The sequence below is a fragment of the Streptomyces sp. Z26 genome (assembly GCF_003665095.1).
Classification (GTDB): domain Bacteria; phylum Actinomycetota; class Actinomycetes; order Streptomycetales; family Streptomycetaceae; genus Streptomyces; species Streptomyces phytohabitans.
This window is the reverse complement of record NZ_RCHV01000002.1, coordinates 386,747-407,349: the sequence shown is the minus strand read 5'-3', so window position 1 is coordinate 407,349 and position 20,603 is coordinate 386,747. Positions and strand designations below refer to the sequence as shown.

General features: G+C 75.7%; 19 protein-coding genes. 12 read left to right on the top strand and 7 right to left on the bottom strand.

All coding sequences use genetic code 11. The features are described 5' to 3' along the window. Positions 1-203: 203 nt before the first annotated feature. Positions 204-710, top strand: coding sequence for a GNAT family N-acetyltransferase (locus tag D7M15_RS01880; RefSeq protein ID WP_121515878.1), 507 nt, complete (start codon positions 204-206; stop codon positions 708-710). A 37-nt stretch (positions 711-747) separates the two neighbouring features. Here D7M15_RS01880 and D7M15_RS01875 read toward each other — a convergent pair whose 3' ends face one another. Next, on the bottom strand, positions 748-1,203 hold the full coding sequence (locus D7M15_RS01875; protein WP_165906347.1) for a hypothetical protein: 456 nt from the start codon (positions 1,201-1,203) through the stop codon (positions 748-750). A gap of 73 nt (positions 1,204-1,276) precedes the next feature. Further along, positions 1,277-1,645: a hypothetical protein gene (locus tag D7M15_RS01870; protein WP_121515877.1), complete on the bottom strand. Its 369-nt coding sequence runs from the start codon at positions 1,643-1,645 to the stop codon at positions 1,277-1,279. 230 nt (positions 1,646-1,875) lie between these two features. Here D7M15_RS01870 and D7M15_RS01865 point away from each other — a divergent pair, with 230 nt between their 5' ends. The 6 genes from D7M15_RS01865 (at position 1,876) to D7M15_RS01840 (ending at position 11,487) form a co-directional block, all read left to right on the top strand. Continuing rightward, positions 1,876-2,550: an HAD-IA family hydrolase gene (locus D7M15_RS01865; protein WP_121515876.1), complete on the top strand. Its 675-nt coding sequence runs from the start codon at positions 1,876-1,878 to the stop codon at positions 2,548-2,550. A gap of 270 nt (positions 2,551-2,820) precedes the next feature. Continuing rightward, entirely contained in the window at positions 2,821-3,459 is a 639-nt protein-coding gene (locus D7M15_RS01860; RefSeq protein ID WP_121520095.1) for a GNAT family N-acetyltransferase, read from the top strand. A gap of 215 nt (positions 3,460-3,674) precedes the next feature. Continuing rightward, positions 3,675-4,913, top strand: coding sequence for a precorrin-6y C5,15-methyltransferase (decarboxylating) subunit CbiE (gene cbiE, locus D7M15_RS01855; protein WP_121515875.1), 1,239 nt, complete (start codon positions 3,675-3,677; stop codon positions 4,911-4,913). Between the two features lie 265 nt (positions 4,914-5,178). Further along, positions 5,179-9,060, top strand: coding sequence for a nicotinate-nucleotide--dimethylbenzimidazole phosphoribosyltransferase (cobT, locus tag D7M15_RS01850; RefSeq protein ID WP_121515874.1), 3,882 nt, complete (start codon positions 5,179-5,181; stop codon positions 9,058-9,060). Positions 9,061-9,353: 293 nt separating this feature from the next. After that, positions 9,354-10,574: a uroporphyrinogen-III C-methyltransferase gene (cobA, locus tag D7M15_RS01845; protein WP_121520094.1), complete on the top strand. Its 1,221-nt coding sequence runs from the start codon at positions 9,354-9,356 to the stop codon at positions 10,572-10,574. A gap of 109 nt (positions 10,575-10,683) precedes the next feature. Then, a complete protein-coding gene (locus D7M15_RS01840; RefSeq protein ID WP_121515873.1) occupies positions 10,684-11,487 on the top strand; it encodes an RNA methyltransferase in 804 nt (267 codons plus the stop codon). A gap of 75 nt (positions 11,488-11,562) precedes the next feature. Here D7M15_RS01840 and D7M15_RS01835 read toward each other — a convergent pair whose 3' ends face one another. Both D7M15_RS01835 and tsaD read right to left on the bottom strand, forming a co-directional pair. After that, entirely contained in the window at positions 11,563-12,114 is a 552-nt protein-coding gene (locus D7M15_RS01835; protein WP_240649085.1) for a GNAT family N-acetyltransferase, read from the bottom strand. A gap of 11 nt (positions 12,115-12,125) precedes the next feature. Next, positions 12,126-13,187 (bottom strand): tRNA (adenosine(37)-N6)-threonylcarbamoyltransferase complex transferase subunit TsaD, encoded by a 1,062-nt coding sequence (gene tsaD / locus D7M15_RS01830; protein ID WP_121515871.1) that lies wholly within the window; start codon positions 13,185-13,187, stop codon positions 12,126-12,128. A gap of 329 nt (positions 13,188-13,516) precedes the next feature. Here tsaD and D7M15_RS01825 point away from each other — a divergent pair, with 329 nt between their 5' ends. Further along, positions 13,517-14,158: a superoxide dismutase gene (locus D7M15_RS01825; protein ID WP_121515870.1), complete on the top strand. Its 642-nt coding sequence runs from the start codon at positions 13,517-13,519 to the stop codon at positions 14,156-14,158. 141 nt (positions 14,159-14,299) lie between these two features. Here the strand turns inward: D7M15_RS01825 and D7M15_RS01820 are convergent, their stop codons facing one another. Then, positions 14,300-15,148, bottom strand: coding sequence for a LysR family transcriptional regulator (locus D7M15_RS01820; RefSeq protein ID WP_121515869.1), 849 nt, complete (start codon positions 15,146-15,148; stop codon positions 14,300-14,302). 174 nt (positions 15,149-15,322) lie between these two features. Between D7M15_RS01820 and D7M15_RS01815 the strand changes: the two genes are divergently transcribed. Continuing rightward, positions 15,323-16,069, top strand: a complete 747-nt coding sequence (locus D7M15_RS01815; RefSeq protein WP_276314414.1) for an NAD(P)-binding domain-containing protein — start codon at positions 15,323-15,325, stop codon at positions 16,067-16,069. Positions 16,070-16,127: 58 nt separating this feature from the next. Here D7M15_RS01815 and D7M15_RS01810 read toward each other — a convergent pair whose 3' ends face one another. After that, complete coding sequence (locus D7M15_RS01810; protein ID WP_121515868.1) at positions 16,128-16,919, bottom strand: helix-turn-helix transcriptional regulator; 792 nt, start codon at positions 16,917-16,919, stop codon at positions 16,128-16,130. Between the two features lie 155 nt (positions 16,920-17,074). Here D7M15_RS01810 and D7M15_RS01805 point away from each other — a divergent pair, with 155 nt between their 5' ends. Both D7M15_RS01805 and D7M15_RS01800 read left to right on the top strand, forming a co-directional pair. Next, a complete protein-coding gene (locus tag D7M15_RS01805; RefSeq protein ID WP_121515867.1) occupies positions 17,075-17,434 on the top strand; it encodes a nuclear transport factor 2 family protein in 360 nt (119 codons plus the stop codon). After that, entirely contained in the window at positions 17,431-17,805 is a 375-nt protein-coding gene (locus tag D7M15_RS01800; RefSeq protein WP_121515866.1) for a DUF1330 domain-containing protein, read from the top strand. The genes D7M15_RS01805 and D7M15_RS01800 overlap by 4 nt, the downstream gene beginning before the upstream one ends. Positions 17,806-17,879: 74 nt before the next feature. Here D7M15_RS01800 and D7M15_RS01795 read toward each other — a convergent pair whose 3' ends face one another. Beyond that, positions 17,880-19,388, bottom strand: a complete 1,509-nt coding sequence (locus tag D7M15_RS01795; RefSeq protein ID WP_121515865.1) for a serine/threonine-protein kinase — start codon at positions 19,386-19,388, stop codon at positions 17,880-17,882. Positions 19,389-20,182: 794 nt separating this feature from the next. Between D7M15_RS01795 and D7M15_RS01790 the strand changes: the two genes are divergently transcribed. Then, the gene (locus tag D7M15_RS01790; RefSeq protein WP_121515864.1) at positions 20,183-20,392 is read left to right on the top strand and encodes a hypothetical protein; all 210 of its coding nucleotides are present in this window, start codon (positions 20,183-20,185) and stop codon (positions 20,390-20,392) included. The last annotated feature ends 211 nt before the right edge of the window (positions 20,393-20,603 follow it).

The following is a 20,603-nucleotide window of genomic DNA, read 5'->3' as shown; positions in this document are numbered from 1 at the left end:
CTGGTCACCCGGCCGGTCGCGGCCCGCCGCCGCGGGTCGGGAATCTCACAGCCGGGCCCCCACCGGACCGGCGGAGGTTGCGGCGGCTGGACTCCGGGGAATGGTGCGGTAAGCACACGGCGTCAGCAGGGCGGACGCCTGGACGCGCACCCCTCGCATTCCCGCACGTCCGGGCGCACACGGAACAGGGGAGGCATACGCGCATGGGCATGAGCGTGACCATCTCTACGGCGGTCGAGGACGACGCCGAGCAGATCCTCAAACTTCAGTACCTCTGCTACCAGTCGGAGGCGGAGCTGTACGGCGACTACCGCATCGAGCCCCTCACCCAGACCCTGGAGCAGCTGCGCGCCGAGCTGGCCACCGGGTACGTGGTCGTGGCGCGGCTCGGTGACGAGGTCATCGGCTCCGTACGGGCCAGCGTCGACGCGGACTCCACGGCACGCATCAGCAAGCTCTGCGTCCACCCGCGCATGCGCCGCCACGGCTTGGGCGGGCGGCTCCTCGCCCGGATCGAGGAGCGGCTGCTCGCCGAGCGGGCCGCCACGCGCTACCGGCTGTTCACCGGCCACCGCAGCGAGGTCAGCCTCCGGCTGTACCGCAAGAACGGCTACGCGCCGGTCGGCACCGCGCTGGACGCGGGGGACCGGATCACGGTGGTGACGATGGAGAAGGAAGCGGGCGCGCAGGCGTACACGACCACCGCGTGAGGCGCGCGGGCCGCCGGACGGGCCCGTTCCGGTGGCCTCAGCGCCCGGCCGGGCCCGTTCCGTCCGTACGGCCGGTGGTGCCCGTACGGCTGGTGGTGTCCGTACGTTCGCTGCCGTCCGTCGGCTGGCGGCGCAGCCACAGCAGCCCGGTGACGGGCAGCACCAGCGGGATGAACAGGTACCCCATCCCGTAGTCCGACCACACGGTCGCGTCCGGGAACGCCGACGGTTCCACCAGCGTCCACGTACCGACCGTCAGCACGCCGAGCAGCTCGGCGCCGCAGCAGGCGAGCGCGGCCCGGCGCGCGCCCTCGCCGCCGCGCACGAGCGCGACGGTGATGAAGGCGTACACCACGGCGGCCACCGCCGACAGCACGTACGCGAGCGGCGCCTCGTCGAAGCGCGTCGAGAGCTGGTAGAGCGAGCGGGACGCGGCACCGACGGTGAAGATGCCGTACAGCGTGACGAGCAGCCGCCCGGGGCCGCTCGCCAGCCGCCGACCCCCGTCGCCGGTCGTTCCGGCCGCTCGGGCCGTGCCGGTCGAGCCGTCCGTGTCGCCGTTCCGCTCAGGCACCGACGCCCTCCCAGATGTCGTAGAGCCGCACCTGGAGCACCGCCAGCACGACCGCGCCCGCGACCACCGTCAGGGAGCCCCACCGGGTGCGTTCCGACAGCGACAGCAGTCCGACCGCCGGCATGCAGCAGACGACGCCGACCAGGTACGAGACGAAGATCACCGTGCTGTCCGCGGGCTCCTCGCCACGCGCCAACCGCACGACCCCGACGACCAGTTGCAGCACCGAGAGCGCCGTCACCACGGCCATACCGGCGAAGTGCCAGTCCTTGGTGGGCTGGTCGCGGTAGGCCGCGTGACCGCACCAGGCGGCCAGGGCGAGCGCGGCCACGGCGAGCGCGACCGTCAGCGGGGTGAGCATGCGCCGAGTCTAGGTGGTGTCCGGGTCGCCCTTGAGGGGTGGCTCGCGGCGTCGGACGCGGTGCGGCGCAAGGCGGAGGTTCGCCCTCGTACCGGGGCGTACACGGGTGAAGCCGACAACGCGGCGAGGTGCCGTGGCCGTCGTCGCGAGCCCGAGAGGACCGCCCGGACACCACCTGGGGCGAGGCAGCTCACAGCGTCCGGCCCCCGGCGGCCCGTAGGGTGCGTCGCATGATGCTCTCCGCCGACGCCCTGCTGTTCGACAACGACGGGACTCTCCTGTCGTCCATGGAGTCCGTGGTGCGCTGCTGGACGCGCTGGGCGGGTGAGTACGGCGTCCCGGCGGAGGACTTCGCCCGCGTCGAGCTGCACGGTCGTACGGCCGGGGAGATCATCGCGGACCTGCTGCCCGCCGCCGAGGTGCCCGGCGCCCGCCGCCGTATCGAGCAGCTGGAGGTGGAGGACGTCGCCGGGGGAGGAGTGGTGCTCCTGCCCGGTACCGCCGCGCTCGTCGCGGCGCTGTCCGCGCCGCCCGCACCCGGCGCCGTACCCGCCCGTTGGGCGGTCGTCACCTCCGCCGCCCGGCCGCTGGCCGAGGCGCGGTTGCGCGAGGTGGGCGTGGAACCGCCGTTGGTGGTCGCGGCGGAGGACGTCGTACGGGGGAAGCCCGACCCCGAGCCGTTCCTGCTCGCGGCCCGGAAGCTCGGCGTGGCGCCGGACCGTTGCGTCGTCTTCGAGGACGCGCCCGCCGGTCTCGCCGCCGCGCGCGCGGCCGGGATGCGCGCGGTGGCCCTCACCACGACGCACGCGCGTGAGCAACTGCGGGCCGACGCGGTCGTCACCGACCTGTCGGGTGTCTCGGTGCGGCTGACGGCGGACGGCGTGGAGATCCACACCGGGGACTGACGCCCCCTGGCGGACGGCCCGGTCGGCGCCGCCGTGCCGTCGCACTCGAACAGGGCGGACAAACCGTGCGGGAACCCCCGCAGGGGTGCGAGCGCGGCACCCCGTACGCCGGTCCGTCGAGGTCATCGACATGTCGATTCGTCGAGCGGAGTCGCGGTCACGATCAGGGCCCGGCGCTGCACATCGGCAGATCCATGCTGCATGCTGTGCACTGCTGCAAGCTTCCGAGCCACGGCCCCGGACCCCCAAGCCATCTGCATGGAGCGGCGCATGACCTCGACCTTTCCGGACGTTTCGATCAGTACGGACCGGCTCGTGCTGCGCCCGTTGGAGGAGGCGGACCTGCCCGCCTTCGTCGAGATGATGAACGACGAACTGGTCGCCGTGTGGACCTCGGTGCCCACCCCCTACACCGAGGCCGACGCGCGGGACTGGATCAGGCGGCGTGCCCCGGCGGAGCGTACGGCGGGGCGGGGCATCGTCTTCGCCGTCACCGAGTTCCTCACCCAACGGCTCGTCGGCTCCGTGCAGTTGAAGAACACCGACTGGCACCTCCTCACCAGCGAGCTGTCGTACGTCACCGCGCCCTGGGCCCGCGGCGAGGGCTACGCCTCCGAGTCGGTGCTCGCCGCCGTCCAATGGCTGTTCCAGGCGCAGAAGTTCGAACGGCTGGAGCTGCGCACCGCCGCCGACAACACCGCCGCGCAGCAGGTCGCGCAGAAGCTCGGCTGCATCAGCGAGGGCGTGCTGCGGAACGCCTGGATCACGCGGTCCCGCGTCGAGGGCGGCGGCTGGGCGGAGATCCGTACGGACCTGATCGTGTGGAGCCTGCTGCCCGAGGACCTCGACGGCATCCACGAGCGCATGGCCGACGCGGGCGGCTACGCCCCGTACCCCGACTGGCACTGACGCCTCGGCCGCCCCGCGCGCCGGTCCCCCTACCCCGCGTCCCGACTCCCGCGCGGCGCACGGGAGTCGGCCGCCCCGGCGGGCGACCGGCCCACCGTGGGGACGGCGTTCCCGTACCGGTACGGACCGCGCCCGCTCCCTGCCCGTCGCGTCGCGGTACCCTCTGACCTCCCCCGAGCACCGAGCCGCGACGACCCACCAGGAGAGTTCCCCCGATGGCCGACCGCGTCACCGTGATCGGGTGGGACGGCACGCCGCTGACCGACGCCGCCCGTGCCGCCCTCGGCGCGGCCACCCTCGTGGCCGGAGCCGGCCACCACCTGTCGCTGCCCGAGGTGCCCGCCGCCGCCGAACGGATACGCCTCGGCAGCGTCGCCCTCGCCGCCCGCCGGATCGCCGGGCACCGGGGCTCCGCCGTGGTGCTGGCCGACGGCGACCCCGGCTTCTTCGGCGTCGTACGGACCCTGCGCGACCCGGAGTTCGGGCTGGAGGTCGAGGTGGTGCCCGCCGTGTCCGGCGTCGCCGCGGCCTTCGCGCGCGCCGGGATGCCGTGGGACGACGCGCAGGTCGTCGTCGCCCACACCCGTACGCTCCGCCGCGTCGTCAACGTGTGCCGCGCCCACGCCAAGGTCGCCGTCCTCACCTCCCCGGGCGCCGGACCGCCCGAACTGGCCCTGCTGCTGGCCGGGGTGCACCGTACGTTCGTCATCTGCGAGGCGATGGGCACCGACCGGGAGGAGGTCACCGTCCTCACCTCCGACAAGGTGGCCGACCACACCTGGCGCGACCCCAACATCGTCATCGTGATCGGCGGCCGCACGGGCGCCGCCGCGACCGGCGCCCCCGGGCAGCGGCAGTCGCCCGCCTGGATCGCCGGGCACGACACGGGCCGCCCGCACGTCCCGCGCGGGTGGGCGCAGCCGCTCACCGCGTACGCGGAGCCGCCCGCGCGCCCCCGCTCCCGCGAGTCCGTACAGCTGCGCGCCGCCCAACTCGCCCGCCTCGGCCCCCGTATCGGCGACCTGGTCTGGGACATCGGGTCCGGCAGCGGCGCCGTGGCCGCCGAGGCGGCGTCGTTCGGGGCGGCCGTCATCGCGGTCGACCGCGACGTGGACGCGTGCGCCCGTACGACCGCCGCCGCGGACCGCCTCGGCGTGCAGCTCCAGGTCGTCAACGGCGCGGCGCCGCACGTGTTGGAGGACCTGCCCGAGCCGGACGTCGTACGCGTCGGGGGCGGCGGACTCCGTACGCTCGCCGCCGTGGCCGACCGCCGCCCCGAACGCGTCGTCACGCACGCCGCCACCCGGGACGAGGCGGAGGCGGCCGCACGGGTGCTCGCGGAGGGCGGCTACGTCGTCGAGTGCGCCCTCCTCCAGTCCGTCGAACTGGACACCGAGGACTGGTCGGAGAGCGAACGCACGGTCGTTTTCCTCCTTTCGGGTGTTCGCGACTGACCGCCCGGAACCCTCCCGAGTCCGGTCGCGCGCGAACCGTGGCGAAGTGCCTCTTCTCACTCGCCCGTGGCTGGTGAGCCGATCTGCTGCCGGTAGGCTGATGGATCGTTGTGCCGTCTGAGGGCGTTGGCGCTTCGTCCGCCGATGTCCGGTTGGCGTCGGCTGGGGCACGTGCCGCAACGAACGCGCGCTCGTTCTTCATCCGGGGGGCACGGCGGGCGACCGCCGGCATGGCAGGAGAACTACCGATGGGCGAGGGGTACGCATGACTGACACCGGCCAGGTCCCGGGTGAGGGACAGCCGGCTCACGCAGGCGCACAGCCGGAGCAGCCGCCCGGGGTCCCGGCCGCGGCGCCCGGCACGTACACCTTCGCGGACCCGGCGACGTATCCGGCGGGCCACGCGGACCCCGTGGGCGCGCACCCCGAGGGCGTGCCCGGTGAGGTCCTCGGCGAAGTCCCCGACGAGGAGGACCTGCTGATGCCCGGCGCGCAAGGCGCCTGGAGCGACGCCCCGGCGACGGTGGCGCAGCAGGGCACGCGCGGTGGCGCGCACCGCGCGCCCGGCACGCACGAGACCGACGGCCGCGACTCGGGCACGCTCGACTACGGCGCCGTACGCGTCGCCCAGGCCCAGGCGCCCGCCCCGGACGCCGACCTGCCGCCGCACGGCAGCGGCGCGCAGCCGCAGGCGGCGGAGGCGGCGGCACCCGGACCGGCGGCGACCCCGCAGCAGGCGCAGACGCCCGCCGCCCCGGCGCAGGCCCCGAACCGCCCGCAGGCGCAGGCGCGTACGCAGGCCCAGGCCCGTACGCAGCCCCCGCGGCGCCCCGCCCACCTCGGCCCGCCGGTGCCCGAACAGTCCGGCGCCGTACGGTCGCTGGCCGACCGTGGTCCGAGCACGCCCGCGCCCGCGCCTGTCGCGGCGCCCGCTCCCGTGGCGGCGCCGCCCGTGCCGCAGCCCGTTCCGGCGGCGCAGGCGCCGCAGGCGCAGGTACCGGCACCGGCGATCCAGGAACCGGCGGCGGCGGAGCCCGCCCGGCCGCGCGGGCAGCACGCGGCACCCGGCCCCGCGGCCGGACCCGTGCGGTCGCCCCAACGGCCCGTCCTCGGGCCGGAGTACCTCGACACCAGCTTCCAGGGCCCGGCGCCGGTCGCGGGCCCGCAGCTCGGCCGCATCCCCTCCCAGCCGGAGGGGTGGACCGTCCCGGCGGGGTCGCCCGCCGAGGCGGCCACGCCGTTCCCGGCGGCACCGCTGCCCGGCCCCGACCTGGCCGCCGTACCGGACCTGCCCGGACCGGACCAGGTCGCCGTGGACCAGGTCGCGGCGGAGCTGCCCGTACCGGACCAGACCGCGTCGGAACCCGTCGGACCGGAACCCGTCGGACCGGAACCGGCCGCGCGGGGCGAGGCGTACGCGCAGCCCGGTGACGTAACGCCGGACGGCGGGCCGGAGCCCGTGGCGCCGGAGGCGGACGCCGCGCCCGCGACTCCCGTACCGGCAGAGGTGGACGTGACGGTGGCGCCCGTGGCCGGACCCGTGGTGGTCGCCGTGCCCGACGCCGTTCCGGACGCCGTCGCGGCGGACCCCGCCGTGGCACCGGTCGGCGACGCGGCCGTCGGCGAGGCCGAGGACGTGAACGTGCCCGCGCCGCGCGCGGAACCGGCCGAGGCGGTCGAGGTGGCCGTCACACCGGACGCCGCCGAAGCGCTCCCGGAGCCCGAGGCGCCGGTCGTGCCCGAGGCGCCCGAGGCCGTCGTCGTACCGGAGCCGGAAGCGGAGGCCGCGGTCACCGATCCCGTGCCGGACGCGGCCCCCGGGGAACCGGTGGCCGCCGCCGAGGGGTTGACCGAGGCCGTCGCGGCGCCCGAGCCGGTGGCGGAGCCCCAGGCGGTCGCGGCGCCCGTGGAACCGGAGGCGGCGCCCGAGCCGGTGGAGGCCGCCGTTCCGCAGACGGCCGTACCCGAACAGCCCGTACCGGAAGAGCCCGCACCCGAGCCGCCCGTTGCGGAGGTGGCCGAACCGGACGCCGCCGCCGCGCCGGTCGTACCCGAGGCCGCTCCCGTGCCGGAGCCCGAGCCCCAGCCCGCACCGGAGCCGGTGGTGGCCGACGCGCCCGCCCCGGAGGCGTCCGAGCCGGTCGCCGTCCCCGAGGGGACGGAGGAAGCGGTGCCCGCCGCGTCGATAAGCGAGGACGGCCCGGCGGCCGAAGCCGCGCCGTCCCCTGACGGCGTACCGTCGGAGCCCGTACCGGACGCCGCCCCCGTGGGGGAGGTCGAGCCGGAGCCGCAGCCCGAACCCCGGCCGGAGCCCGAGCCGTCGGCGGCCGAGGCCCCCGCGGCGGAGCCCCCCGTGGCCGAGGCGCCCGCGTCCCCCGAGCCGGTGGCGGCGGCCCCCGTCCCCCCGTCCGGCCCCCCGGCCCCCGGCTACGACGAGGCCGAACGCGAGGCCGTCCACCGCCTCATGCGCGAACGGCGCGACATCCGCAACGGCTTCCGCCCCGACCCCATCCCGCACGAGGTGCTCCTCCGCGTGCTCGAAGCGGCCCACACCGCGCCGAGCGTCGGCCACTCCCAGCCGTGGGACTTCGTGGTCATCCGTTCCGAGGACACCCGCCGCACGATGCACGAGCTGGCCCAGCGCCAGCGGGAGGCGTACGCCAAGTCGCTGCCCAAGGCGCGGGCGAAGCAGTTCAAGGAACTGAAGATCGAGGCGATCCTCGACACCCCCGTGAACATCGTCGTCACCGCCGACCCCACCCGTGGCGGCCGCCACACCCTCGGTCGGCACAGCCAGCCGCAGATGGCGCCGTACTCCTCCGCGCTCGCCGTCGAGAACCTCTGGCTCGCCGCGCGCGCCGAGGGCCTCGGCGTCGGCTGGGTCAGCTTCTTCGACGAGCGCGAGCTGGTGCGTACGCTCGACCTCCCCGAGCACCTCGAGGTGGTCGCGTACCTCTGCATCGGCTACGTGGACGAGTTCCCCGACGAGCCCGAGCTGGCGCAGGCGGGCTGGTCCAAGCGCCGTCCGCTGTCGTGGGTCGTGCACGAGGAGGCGTACGGGCGCCGCGCGCTGCCCGGTGCCGAGCCGCACGACCTGCTGGCCGAGACCCTGGAACGCATCCGGCCGCTGGACGCGAAGGCGCTCGGTGAGGCGTGGGAGCGGCAGAAGCGGATGACCAAGCCCGCGGGCGCGCTCGGCATGCTGGAGATCATCTCCGCGCAGCTGTGCGGCCTGTCCCGGCAGTGCCCGCCGCCGGTGCCGGAGCCCGCCGCCGTCGCGGTGTTCGCCGGTGACCACGGTGTGCACGCCCAGGGCGTCACCCCGTGGCCGCAGGAGGTGACGGCGCAGATGGTCGCCAACTTCCTCGGCGGCGGCGCCGTCTGCAACGCCTTCGCGCACCAGGTCGGCGCCGAGGTCTGCGTCGTCGACGTCGGCGTGGCGACCGAACTGCCCGCCACGCCTGGCCTGTTGCCCCGCAAGGTACGGGCCGGGACCGCCGACATGACGCAGGGTCCGGCGCTCACCCGCGAGGAGGTGCTGCGCGCGGTCGAGGTCGGCATCGAGACCGCCCGCGACCTGGTGGCGGCGGGCAACAAGGCGCTGCTCACCGGTGAGATGGGGATCGCCAACACCACGGTGTCGGCCTGCCTGATCGCGGCCTGCACCGGCGCCGACCCCGCCGAGGTGACCGGGCGCGGTACGGGCATCAGCGACGAGACCCACGCGCGCAAGGTCGACGTGGTCCGCCGCGCCCTCCAGCTGCACCAGCCCGACGCGGCGGACCCGGTCGGGCTGCTCGCCGCCGTCGGCGGGCTGGAGCACGCGGCGCTCACCGGGCTGATCCTCGGCGGCGCGTCGCTCCGTACGCCCGTCATCCTCGACGGGGTCAGCGCGGGCGCCGCCGCCCTGGTCGCGCGGCAGATCGCGCCGGAGGCGCTGGCGGCGTGCGTCGCCGGGCACCGGAGCGCCGAGCCCGGCCACGTCGCGGCCCTGACGAAGCTGGGGCTGCGTCCGCTGATCGACCTGGACCTGCGGCTCGGTGAGGGTACGGGCGCGCTGCTCGCCCTGCCGATGGTGCAGAGCGCGGCGCGCGCGATGCACGAGGTCGCGACGTTCGACTCGGCGGGCGTCACCGAGAAGAACTGACGCCCGCGGGCCCGCGCGCCGGACGACCGGTGCGCGGGCCCGGGTGCGCGCGTCCGCGTGCGGCCCGCGCGTCCACGCGCGGAGCGGCGCTCTAGGGTGGCGGGGGACCCGCGCGCGCACCCGTGCGCCCCGCCCGGCCCGCCCGCGCACCGTACGTACGCACGCCCGGCGCGCGGTCCCGTACCCGTACGCCCCGCACCGCCCGCCGCCACAGCCCCCCGCCCCGCCCCCGTACCGTCACCGCCGCTCCGACGCCGCAGCGGCACCGCGCCACCGCCGAGGAGCCGCACGCGATGTCCGAAACACCCGCATACCCCGTAGGGCTGCGCCTCGCCGGTCGGCGGGTCGTGGTGCTCGGCGGCGGCACCGTCGCCCAGCGCCGCCTGCCCGCGCTGATCGCCGCGGGTGCGGACATCACGCTCGTCTCCCCGTCGGCCACGCCGTCCGTCGAGGCGATGGCCACCGCCGGTGAACTCACCTGGGAACGCCGCCCGTTCCGCGCGGGCGACCTGGCCGACGCCTGGTACGCCCTGATCGCCACCGACGACCCCGACGCCAACACCGCCGCCTCGGCGGAGGCGGAGGCGCACCGGGTGTGGGCCGTACGCAGCGACGACGCCGACGCCGCCACCGCCTGGACGCCCGCCACCGGCCGCAGCGAGGGCGTCACCGTGGCGGTGCTCACCGGGCAGGACCCGCGCCGGTCCGCCGTCGTACGGGACGCCATCGTCGAGGGCCTGCGCGACGGCAGCATCGCCGCCCCGCACCGCCGCACCCGTACCGGGGGCGTCGCGCTCGTGGGCGGCGGGCCCGGCGACCCGGACCTGATCACCGTGCGCGGGCGCCGCCTCCTGTCCGACGCGGACGTCGTGGTCGCGGACCGCCTCGGCCCGCGCGACCTCCTCGACGAACTCCCGCCGCACGTCGAGGTGATCGACGCCGCCAAGATCCCGTACGGCCGCGCCATGGCGCAGGAGGCGATCAACGCCGCGCTGATCGAGCACGCGAAGGCGGGCCGCGCCGTCGTACGCCTCAAGGGCGGCGACCCGTTCGTCTTCGGGCGCGGCATGGAGGAGGCCGAGCAGCTGGCGGCGGCCGGGGTGCCGGTGACGATCGTGCCCGGCATCTCCAGCGCGGTCAGCGTGCCCGCCGTGGTCGGCATCCCGGTCACGCACCGGGGGGTGGCGCACGAGTTCACCGTGGCCAGCGGCCATGTGGCGCCCGACGACCCCGCCTCGCTCGTCGACTGGGAGGCGCTCGCCCGGCTGCGCGGGACGCTGGTGCTGCTGATGGCCGTCGAACGCGCGGGCGCCATCGCCGAGACCCTCGTCCGGCACGGGCGGTCGCCGGACACCCCGGTCGCCGTCGTCCAGGAGGGTACGACGGCCGCGGAACGGCGCGTGGACGCGACGCTGGCGACGCTCGGGGAGACGGTCGTGGCGGAGGGCGTACGGCCGCCCGCGGTGATCGTCGTCGGGGACGTCGTCTCGCTCCGCCCGGCCGCCGGGAGCTGAACCGGCCCCGTACCCGCCCCCGACCCAGCCCGACTGCGTACGCTCCGCCGCCCGCCCCGCCGTACGGGGCGCGGGTCGCGGGCACGAGACCCGGAAGGCGGCAGCGCCCGTGGCCGAACCCGTCACCGTCGACAGCCCCGACGACCCGCGCCTGCACGACTACACCGGACTCACCGACGTCGCGCTGCGACGCGCACGCGAGCCCGCCGAGGGGCTGTTCATCGCGGAGGGCGAGAAGGTCATCCGCCGCGCCCTGCACGCCGGTTGCCGCATGCGGTCGATGCTGCTGTCCGCGAAGTGGCTGGGCGTGATGGACGACGTGATCGCCGCGGCGACCGCGCCCGTCTACACCGTCACACCCGAACTGGCCGAACGCGTCACCGGCTACCACGTGCACCGCGGCGCGCTGGCCTCCCTGCACCGCGAGCCGCTGCCCCCGGTGGACGACCTCCTCGGCGCGGCGCGACGCGTCGCCGTCCTCGAGGACACCGTCGACCACGCCAACGTGGGCGCCGCATTCCGTAACGCCGCCGCCCTCGGTGTGGACGCCGTCCTGCTGTCCCCGCGCTGCGCCGACCCGCTCTACCGGCGGGCCGTGAAGGTGTCGATGGGCGCCGTCCTCCAGGTCCCGTGGACGCGGCTGACCGCGTGGCCCGACGACCTCGGACTGCTCCGCCGCCACGGCTTCGTCACGGCCGCGCTCTGCCTCGACGAACGGTCCGTCGAGATCGGTGAACTGGCCGCCCGCCGCCACCCGAAGCTCGCCCTGCTGCTCGGCACCGAGGGCGACGGCCTGTCGCCCGCCGCCCTGCGCGCCGCCGACGAGCGGGTGATGATCCCGATGGCGGCGGGAGTGGACTCCCTCAACGTGGCCGCCGCCTCCGCCGTGGCCTTCTACGCGACGCGCCCCTGACCTCCTTCACCCGCGTCGTACGGCTCGAACGGGACCGACCGGGCCGGGTGCCGGCGGTGGCGCGGTCTCCGGTGGTCACAGGGGCCGGGCGGCCAGATGCCGGGCGGGGTGGCGGGGGCCGAGGAACACGGCGATCCCGTGGCCCTCGGGGGCGGGGTGGGTGGCCTGGGTCCAGCCCTGGCGGCGGTAGAAGGCCAGGGCGGGGGCGGACCGTACGGAGGTGAGGAGCCAGGCGCGGCCCTTCGGCGCGTCCGTGGTCACGGTGGCGAGCAGTTCCGTGGCGATTCCGTTGCCCTGGTGGTCGGGGAGGACGGCCAACTCGTCGACCTCGCGGGCGCCGCAGAGCCAGTCGGCGGTGCGCCGCGGTCCGAGGGAGGTGGCGGCCTGGGGGTAGCAGCGGCCGGTGGGGAAGGGCGTACCGGTGGTGAACGCGGTGGCGAAGCCGACGACCTCCCCCGCGTCGAACGCGAGGGCGGCGGTGAAGCCGGGGCGGCGTACGTCCGCCGGGAGGCGTGCCGCGAACGCCGCCGCCTGCTCCGCGCCCTCGTTCCACGGCGGCGGGCCGAACGCGCCGGTGTGGACGGAGCGCACCCTGGCGGCGTGACGCAGCACGACGGCACTGTCCACGACGCGTACGGTCACCGCGTCGCCACCCGCGCGCCGACGGGGTGGAGGGCGGCGTACTCCAGCGGTGCCGACGGGTCCACCGACAGATCGAGTGGCGCCGGTTCGGCACCGGAGCGTACGAGGAGGTCCCCGACGGCGGCGATCATCGCTCCGTTGTCGGTGCACAGGCGCAACGGCGGTACGCGCAAGGTGATACCCGCCGCCCGGCAGCGTTCCTCGGCGAGGGACCGTACGCGCGAGTTCGCGGCGACGCCGCCGACCACCACCAGCGTGCCCACGCCGTGTTCCGCGCACGCCGCGACGGCCTTGCGGGTGAGCACGTCCGCCACCGCCTCCTGGAGTGAGGCGGCGCCGTCCGCCGTCGGCAGGGCGCGGCCCGCGTGGCCCTCCGCCCAGCGGGCGGCGGCGGTCTTGAGCCCGGAGAACGAGAAGTCGTACGGATGGTCCGGCGACCCGGCCAGTGGGCGGGGGAAGGCGACGGCGCGCGGATTCCCCGTACGCGCCGCCCGGTCGACGGCCGGGCCGCCGGGGTAGGGCAGGCCGAAGACGCGCGCGACCTTGTCGAAGCACTCCCCGGCCGCGTCGTCGAGGGTGTCCCCGAGGTGCGCGATCGGGGACCGTACGAGATCGCGTACGAGCAGCAGCGAGGTGTGCCCGCCGGAGACGATCAGCACCACGCAGGGGTCGGGCAGCGGCCCGTGCTCCAACGTGTCGGCGGCGACGTGCCCGGCCAGGTGGTGCACGCCGTACAGCGGGACTCCGAGCGCGTACGCCAGTCCCTTCGCCCCGGCCAGCCCCACCTGGAGCGCGCCGGCGAGGCCCGGCCCCGTCGTGACGGCGACGGCCCCGACGTCCGCGAAGCCCAGGCCCGCGTCGTCCAGCGCCTCCCGTACGACGGGCCGCAGCGCCTCGACGTGCGCGCGGGCCGCGATCTCGGGCACGACGCCGCCGTAGCGGGCGTGCTCGTCCATGCTCGACGCCAGCGCGTGGCCCAGCAGCCGTCCGCCGCGTACGACGCCCGCGCCCGTCTCGTCGCACGACGACTCGATGCCGAGCACGACCGGTGAACCCACGGCGACCCCCTCCCGTACTCCTGCATGCCATGAGTTGTTGCATACAGTGTGCAACAAGGGCGGGCATGCCGTGTGCCCGGAAGGGCGGAACGAATGTGCGGCCGGTCGCCGAGGACGGGATGGCCCCCGCGGTGTACGTCGTCCCGTCAGATCCCCTCCGGGGTCCGCCCGTTGCCACTCGGGCCGGGTCGCGTCATGGGGGCGGCGGTGCACGGGTCGCCTCGGACGACCAGGGAGGGTCCGGGTCGCCTGCCGGGGCGGCACGCCGCCACTGCTGGTGCTAGCGTGCAGTTGCATACCATTCGCAATTAGGTCGGAGGACGTCGACCATGGCGGTTTACACGCTCCCGGAACTTCCGTACGACTACGCGGCGCTCGAACCGGTCATCAACCCGCAGATCGTCGAGCTGCACCACGACAAGCACCACGCGGCGTACGTGAAGGGCGCGAACGACACCCTGGAGCAGCTCGCCGAGGCGCGGGACAAGGAGTCGTGGGGGTCGATCAACGGCCTGGAGAAGAACCTGGCCTTCCACCTCTCCGGCCACATCCTGCACTCCATCTACTGGCACAACATGACCGGCGACGGCGGCGGCGAGCCCCTCGCCGCCGACGGTGTGGGCGACCTGGCCGACGCGCTCACCGAGTCCTTCGGCTCGTTCGCCGGGTTCAAGGCGCAGCTGACCAAGGCCGCCGCCACGACCCAGGGCTCCGGCTGGGGCGTTCTCGCGTACGAGCCGCTGAGCGGCCGCCTCATCGTCGAGCAGGTCTACGACCACCAGGGCAACGTCGGCCAGGGCTCCACGCCGATCCTGGTCTTCGACGCGTGGGAGCACGCGTTCTACCTCCAGTACAAGAACCAGAAGGTCGACTTCATCGACGCCATGTGGGCCGTCGTCAACTGGCAGGACGTGGCCAAGCGCTACGCCGCCGCCAAGGAGCGCGGCGACAGCCTGCTCCTCGCCCCCTGACGGCGGGGCGCACAGCTGTCCTGCTCGTGATCGTCTTCTCAACCTTCACCGGCGGGACGCACGAGAGGGGCTTTCCCGGGCGACCCGCCCGGGGAAGCCCCTCGGTCTTTCCGGGGGCGGTCACGGCGGCGGCCCGTGCGCTCAGTCGGCGAACGCGGCCGCGTACGAGGCGACGCACGGCTCCGGGGTGGCCAGCGAGGTGACCACATGGCCGTCCACCGACAGGGGCGGGTCGAACGGGACGTGCCGCAGGCGTGCGGGGAGGGCGGCCGCGAGCCCGTCGGCGGGTCGCGGGGTCCAGGCGTCGGGGTCCCGGCCGACCTCGAAGAGGACGTTGGACAGGTCACCGGACGGCGGCCGGTGCGGCGCCAGCGGGAGCGCGGCGAGGAGCGCGTCGTGCAGCGGCTGGTCGCTCTCGCGCGCGGGGAGCCGCAACCCCCGGGGGTCGAGACGGCGCAGTGCTACGGCGGGCGCGTCGGCGGCGGGATGGTCGCGCGCGACGACCGCGTGCAGCGGTTCCGACCAGGTACGCACCACCCGGGCCGTCGTGGGCGCGACCGCGCCGCGTACCAGCGCCAGATCCAGCGCGCCGTCGTGGACGGCCGCCAGCCGGTCGGCCTCCGGGAGGTCGACCAACCGCGGCTCGGCGGGCCGTTCGCCCTCGCGCAGCCGGTCCAGGGCGCGGTCGAGGCGCCGCGTGCCCCAGGGCGCCGTACCGATCCGCAGCACCGCGGCCGGTTCCCCGGCGACGACCCGGACCCGGGCGGCCGAGGCGAGGGTGTCGCGGGCCGCGACGAGCACCCGTTCACCTGCCGGGGTGAGCCGTACGTGCCGGGACGAGCGGTCCAACAGCCGTACGCCCAGCTCCCGTTCGAGCCGGGCGATCTGCTGGCTCACGGCCGACTGCACGATGTTCAGCCGCGCCGCCGCCCGGCCGAATTGCAGCTCCTCGGCGACGGTCACGAAATGGTGCAGTGCTCTCAGCTCCATGTCCCTGATGTATCACGCGCCCCCTCATCCATCACGTGAAGTGATCGCTGCGGGCGCTGGTTGCTCCTTGTTCGCCCAGTTCGGCGCGGCTGGGATGGGGACCAGGCGCCTGCCGGGGTGACGGCTCGCGGGCCGTGCGACGGCGGCGGAGGAGACGGCGAACGGAGCACCGCGGTGTGTACGACATCCCCGAGGACCCTGGGCATCATCGGCACCGGCATGGTCGGCGCCGCACTGGCCCGTCGTGCCGTGGACGCCGGGCTACGGGTGGTGCTCAGCAACTCGCGCGGGCCCGCGACCCTGGCGGACCTGGTCGCGGAGCTGGGCGAACGGGCCCGCGCCGCGACACCCGCCGAGACGGCCGCGGCAGCCGAACTGGTCGTCGCCGCAGTGCCGTTGGCGGTCCACGAGCAGCTGCCCCGGGAAGCGCTGGCGGGCCGTACGGTGATCGACCCCACCAACTACGCGCTGTACCCCGGCTTCTCCCTCCCCGCACTCGACGACGACACCCTCACCTCGAGCCAGTTGGTGCAGCGCCACCTCCGCGACAGCCACGTCGTCAAGACCCTCCACAGCATCGGCCCCCGCCAGATGCTGGAACTGTCCCGGCCCCCGGGGGCACCCGACCGTACGGCGCTGCCGCTGTCCGGCGACGACCCCGCCGCGAAGCGGCGGGTGACCGCCCTCCTCGACGTCCTCGGCTTCGACGCCGTGGACATCGGTTCGTTGGCCGAGAGTTGGCGCAGTGAGCCCAACACGCCGCTGTACGCGCTCCCGTACCTCGGTGACCCGCCCCCGGGGCTCGCCCCCGCGGAGTTCGTGGCCTGGGCCCAGCGGGCGCCCGGCGTGCCCGCGTCCGCCGCTCGGATCGGCGCGTTGGCCGCCTCGGCGGTGCGCGGCCCGGCGGGGTTCCGGCTGTAGCCGCCGGGGCGGTTCCGACGCCTTCGGGCCGTACGGGTCCCGCGCCCGTACGGCCCGTTCACCGCCCGTCGAACCGGCGGCGGGTCGCGTCGTCGGCGGGCAGGAACGTCTCCAGGTGCAGCCCTTCGAGGGCCGCGTCGGTGGCGGTGCTGAGCGTGGCGCTCGTACTGAAGAACCGCGACAGGGCGCCGTCCACGACGAGTTCGAGGGTGAGCACCGGCCCGGCGGGCGCGGCGGCGGCGCCCGTACGGCCGGTGTGCCCGTCGACGTACCCGGCGATCTCCGCGGCCAGTCGACGGTGCCGCGGGTCATGGGTGCGCTCGGCGCGGTGGCCGACCTGACGCAGCAACTGGCCGCCCCACTCGGCGTAGTTGGCGATCCGGTCGGCCAGCCCGTCCGGGTGCAGGCAGACCCGTACCACGTTGACGGGCGGCTCCAGCAGCTCCGGAGCGCAGCCGACCAGCAGCCGGTCGACGGCCGCGTTCGCGTCCACGATGTCCCAGTGGTCGTCCAACAACAGGGCCGGGTACGGCAGATGGGCGTCGAGGAGGCGGCGCAGCCCGTCCATCACCACCGCCACGGACACGTCGTCCAGCGGGCGGTCGCGGTAACGCGGCGCGTAACCGGCCGCGAGGAGCAGGCGGTTGCGGTCCCGCAGCGGTACGTCCAGGTGGACGGAGAGGCGCAGCAGCATCTCCGCCGTCGGGTGCGCCCGGCCCGTCTCCACGCGGCTGAGGTGCCGGGTCGACACCCGCGACAGGTCGGACAACTCCTGCTGGCTGAACCGGCGCCGCTCGCGCCAGGTCCGCAGCAGCTCACCGACCGGCGGTACCTCGGCTGCGACGCTCATGCCCGCGAGTCTAGGACGCCGCGTCGGGCGGCCCATGACCTCCGAGGTCATGGCCGGGAGGACCGTGCCGGGCCAGCATCGTGGGCAACGGCGGTCCGGCACCGGCCGACCGCGACGGACATCCGGCACGAAGACCGGCACGAACGGAGACGGGCATGACGTACACGACGGACATCGTCGGGCGGTACCTGGCCACCTGGAACGCGACCGGGGACGAGCGCGCGGCGCTCCTCTCCGCCCACTGGTCGCCCGCGGCGCGCTACACCGACCCGCTGGCCGAGGTCGCGGGCCACGAGGGCATCGCGGCGGTCATCGACGGCGTCCACGCGCGGTTCCCCGGGTGGGTGTTCACCGAGGTGGGGGAGGCCGACACGCACCACCGCCAGACGCGGTTCCGCTGGGGCCTCGGCCCGGAGGGGGCCGAACCGCCGGTGATCGGCTTCGACGTCGTGGTGCTGGACGAGTCGGGCCGGATCGAGGACGTACGCGGCTTCCTGGACCGGGTGCCGACATGACGGACGCGCCGCGCGGCTACGCGCTCGGCCTCCTGCGGGACGTCGAGCCGGACGAGGAGATCGCGGAGTACATGGAGCGCATCGAGGCCACGACGGCGCCCTACGGTGGCCGCTTCCTCGTGCACGGCGGCCGACTCGTCGGGTGCGAGGGGGAGTGGGACGGCGACGTCGTACTGCTGGAGTTCCCCGACCTGGCGAGCGCACGCGCCTGGTACGACTCCCCGCGGTACCAGGCGATCCTGCCGCTCCGCACCGGGCACGCCTCCGCGAAGGTGGCGCTGGTCGAGGGGGTGCCGGACGGCCATCGCGCCGCGGACAAGATCCGGCTGCTGTTCCCGGACCGGCACGGCTCGGACGGTCGGGCGCACTGAGCGCCCCGTCCGCCCGGCGCGGACCCCGGCGTACGGCCGTACCGCACGCCCGTGCGCGCGCCCCGCGCGGGCGGTCAGCTCCCGCCGGTCCCCGCCACGTGCCGTACGCCGTTCCGCGCGCCGGGGCCCTCGGCCCCGGCGCTCCCCGCCCCGCGCGGGGAGCCCGCCGTACGCTCCGCGTCGTGCGCCCCGTCCGCGCCGGGGAGCACGCGCTCCACCTGCCCGCGCGGGGACGGCGCGTCCGCGCCGCGCAGGTTGCCCTGGCAGCCCTGCGCCGCCGCGATCCCGAGCGCCACCAGCAGCGTCACCGTCACGAACACCACGAGCCGCTGCCGCAGCAGCCGTTCGTTGGCCACCGGCCGCCGACCCGTACCGGAACGGGGCCCGCCGCCCGGCCGTGACCCGCCACCGGCACGGGAACCCGTACCCGCCCGCGACCCCGTACCGGCGCGCGAGTCCGCGCCCTGCCGCGCGCCCGCGCCGGAACGCGCGCCCGCCCGCGGCTGCGGAGGCCGCTGCGCCCCCGCCGGGCGCCGCGCGCCCGAGGAGCCGCCCGCCGGGCGCTGCCCCGGCCGGGACGCGGACGCCCGCTGCGGGCCGGTCGGCTCGCCGCCGCGCTGCTCGCCACCGCCGCCCGGCTCGCGCTGCGTACGCTGCCGCGCGTACTCGTCGGCGCGCGCCACCGGCGGCCGGTGCGCCTGCGTCTTCGGCGCCGCCTTCGACTGCGGTGGTACGGGCGACGGGCCGCCCTCCGGGACGCCGCGGGCCTCGCGGGCCGCGATCTCCTTCAGCCGCAGGGAGAGTTGCAGGGTGCTCGGCCGGTCCTCCGGCGACTTCACCAGGCACGCCTCGACCAGCGGCGCCAGCGCCGCGTGCACGCGGTGGAGCTGCGGCTCCTCGTGCACCACGCGGTACAGCATCACCTCCGAACTCCCCTGCCCGAACGGGGAGTCCGCCGTCGTCGCGTACGCGAGGGTGGCCCCCAGCGCGAAGACGTCCGTGGCCGGTGTCACCGCCGCGCCCCGCACCTGCTCCGGCGCGAGGAAACCGGGCGAGCCGACGGCCGTACCCACGTGCGTGAGCGTGCTCGCGCCCGTCGCCCAGGCGATCCCGAAGTCGATGATGCGGGGGCCCTTGGGGGACAGCAGGATGTTCGACGGCTTCAGGTCGCGGTGCACCACCCCCGCCTCGTGCACGGCGACGAGGCCCTCGGCCAACGCCGCGCCGATCGACGCCACCTGCGAGGGGGGCAGCGGCCCGCTCTCGTTCACCTTGTCGTGCAGCGACGGCCCCGGCACGTACTGCGTGGCGAACCACGGCCGTTCCGCCTCCAGGTCCGCGGCCACCAGCCGCGCCGTGCACCCGCCGCGGATACGCCGTGCCGCGGACACCTCGCGGGCGAACCGGGAACGGAACTCCTGGTCCTCCGCCAGGTCCGGCCGGATCACCTTCAGCGCCACGCGCTGCCCGCGCCGGTCGGAGCCGAGGTAGACGACCCCCATGCCCCCGGCGCCGAGCCGTCTGTGCAGCCGGAACGATCCGACGACTCGCGGGTCCTCGCGCCGGAGCCGCGTCATCGCCATGTCGTTCCCCTACGTCCGGTGAGGCGGCTCCGTACCTGCGTGCGGCGGGAGGCCCCGTCCCCGCAGGCGGCGGGAGGTCCCACTGCTGCACGTCCGTTTACCGAGGGACAGCTTACGGACTGCGGGGCCGTAGCCACGATAGGCGGCACCCCCGGTGTCAGACGGAATGTCAGCGGCGGTCGATATCCCCTGCGTACGGGCTCGGGGCCGGTCGTGGCCGGACGCGTCCGGCGGCCCGCGCCGCGTCAACGCCGCGCCCGACGACGGAAACTGACGGCACGAAGGGTCGCCGTCGGGGACCCGGCGCGAGCCCCTTTCGACGGCGCGTGGGCGCGCGACCGGCGCGGATGAGGAGCGCCCGGCGCGGCGCTCCGGGCGTACGCGGGGGAGCGCGCGAGTGAGGGAAGTCACCCCGTACGGGCGGCTCGCGTACGGGCCCGGCCGTCCGTACGGCCCCGGGCCCCCCGCGTACGGGAGCGACGGTCCGAGGGCGGCACCCCCGCCGTACACCCGGAGTACAACCCCTCATCCCCACCGCCCCGCCCCGCGCGCACCGGGCGGGGCCCGGGAACCGGACTCCGGCCCCTCCGGGAAGTCCCCGGGAGAACGGGACCGTTCTCCACCCTGGGGAGTATCCGGGCACGTCAGGAGTCATCCTGCGGGAGGCCCCGGAGTCAGTACGCGGGCATGACGCTCGCCGTTCACGTCCGGCCTAATGTTGCTCTCAAGCGGCGGGCGCAGCACTCGTCCCCCGAGGTCAGACGCCCGCCGCCCCCGGACCGGAGGAGCAGATCATGGCGTACACCGCAGGGCGCGCGACGCCCCGGGCGCAGGGACGGCTGGCGGCGATCGCCGCGGTCGGCACGCGTTCCGGCGACCGTCGGCACCCGCTGGTGGCAGCCGCGATGGTGCTCCCCCTGGCCGCCGTGCTCGCCGTCGCCTTCGGCGGGGTGGACGCGGTGGTCGTGCAAGCGTCGTCCGTAGCCGGATTGCTGGGGCGCTGAGCGGCGCCCCGGGCTCGGGAGAGCGGCCCGAGTCGGGGACATCCGGCCATCAGCCCCGTGGGGACGGGGGTGCGGCGGGCGACTGATGAGCCCGGGCAGCTGGGGAGCTGCCCGGGCTTTCGCCTGTCCGGTACCGGCCGGGCCACCGGCACCTCCCTGCCCCCGGTCTCCGGACCTCCGCCTTCCCGCCTCCCGCCGGAGCCCGACGCGT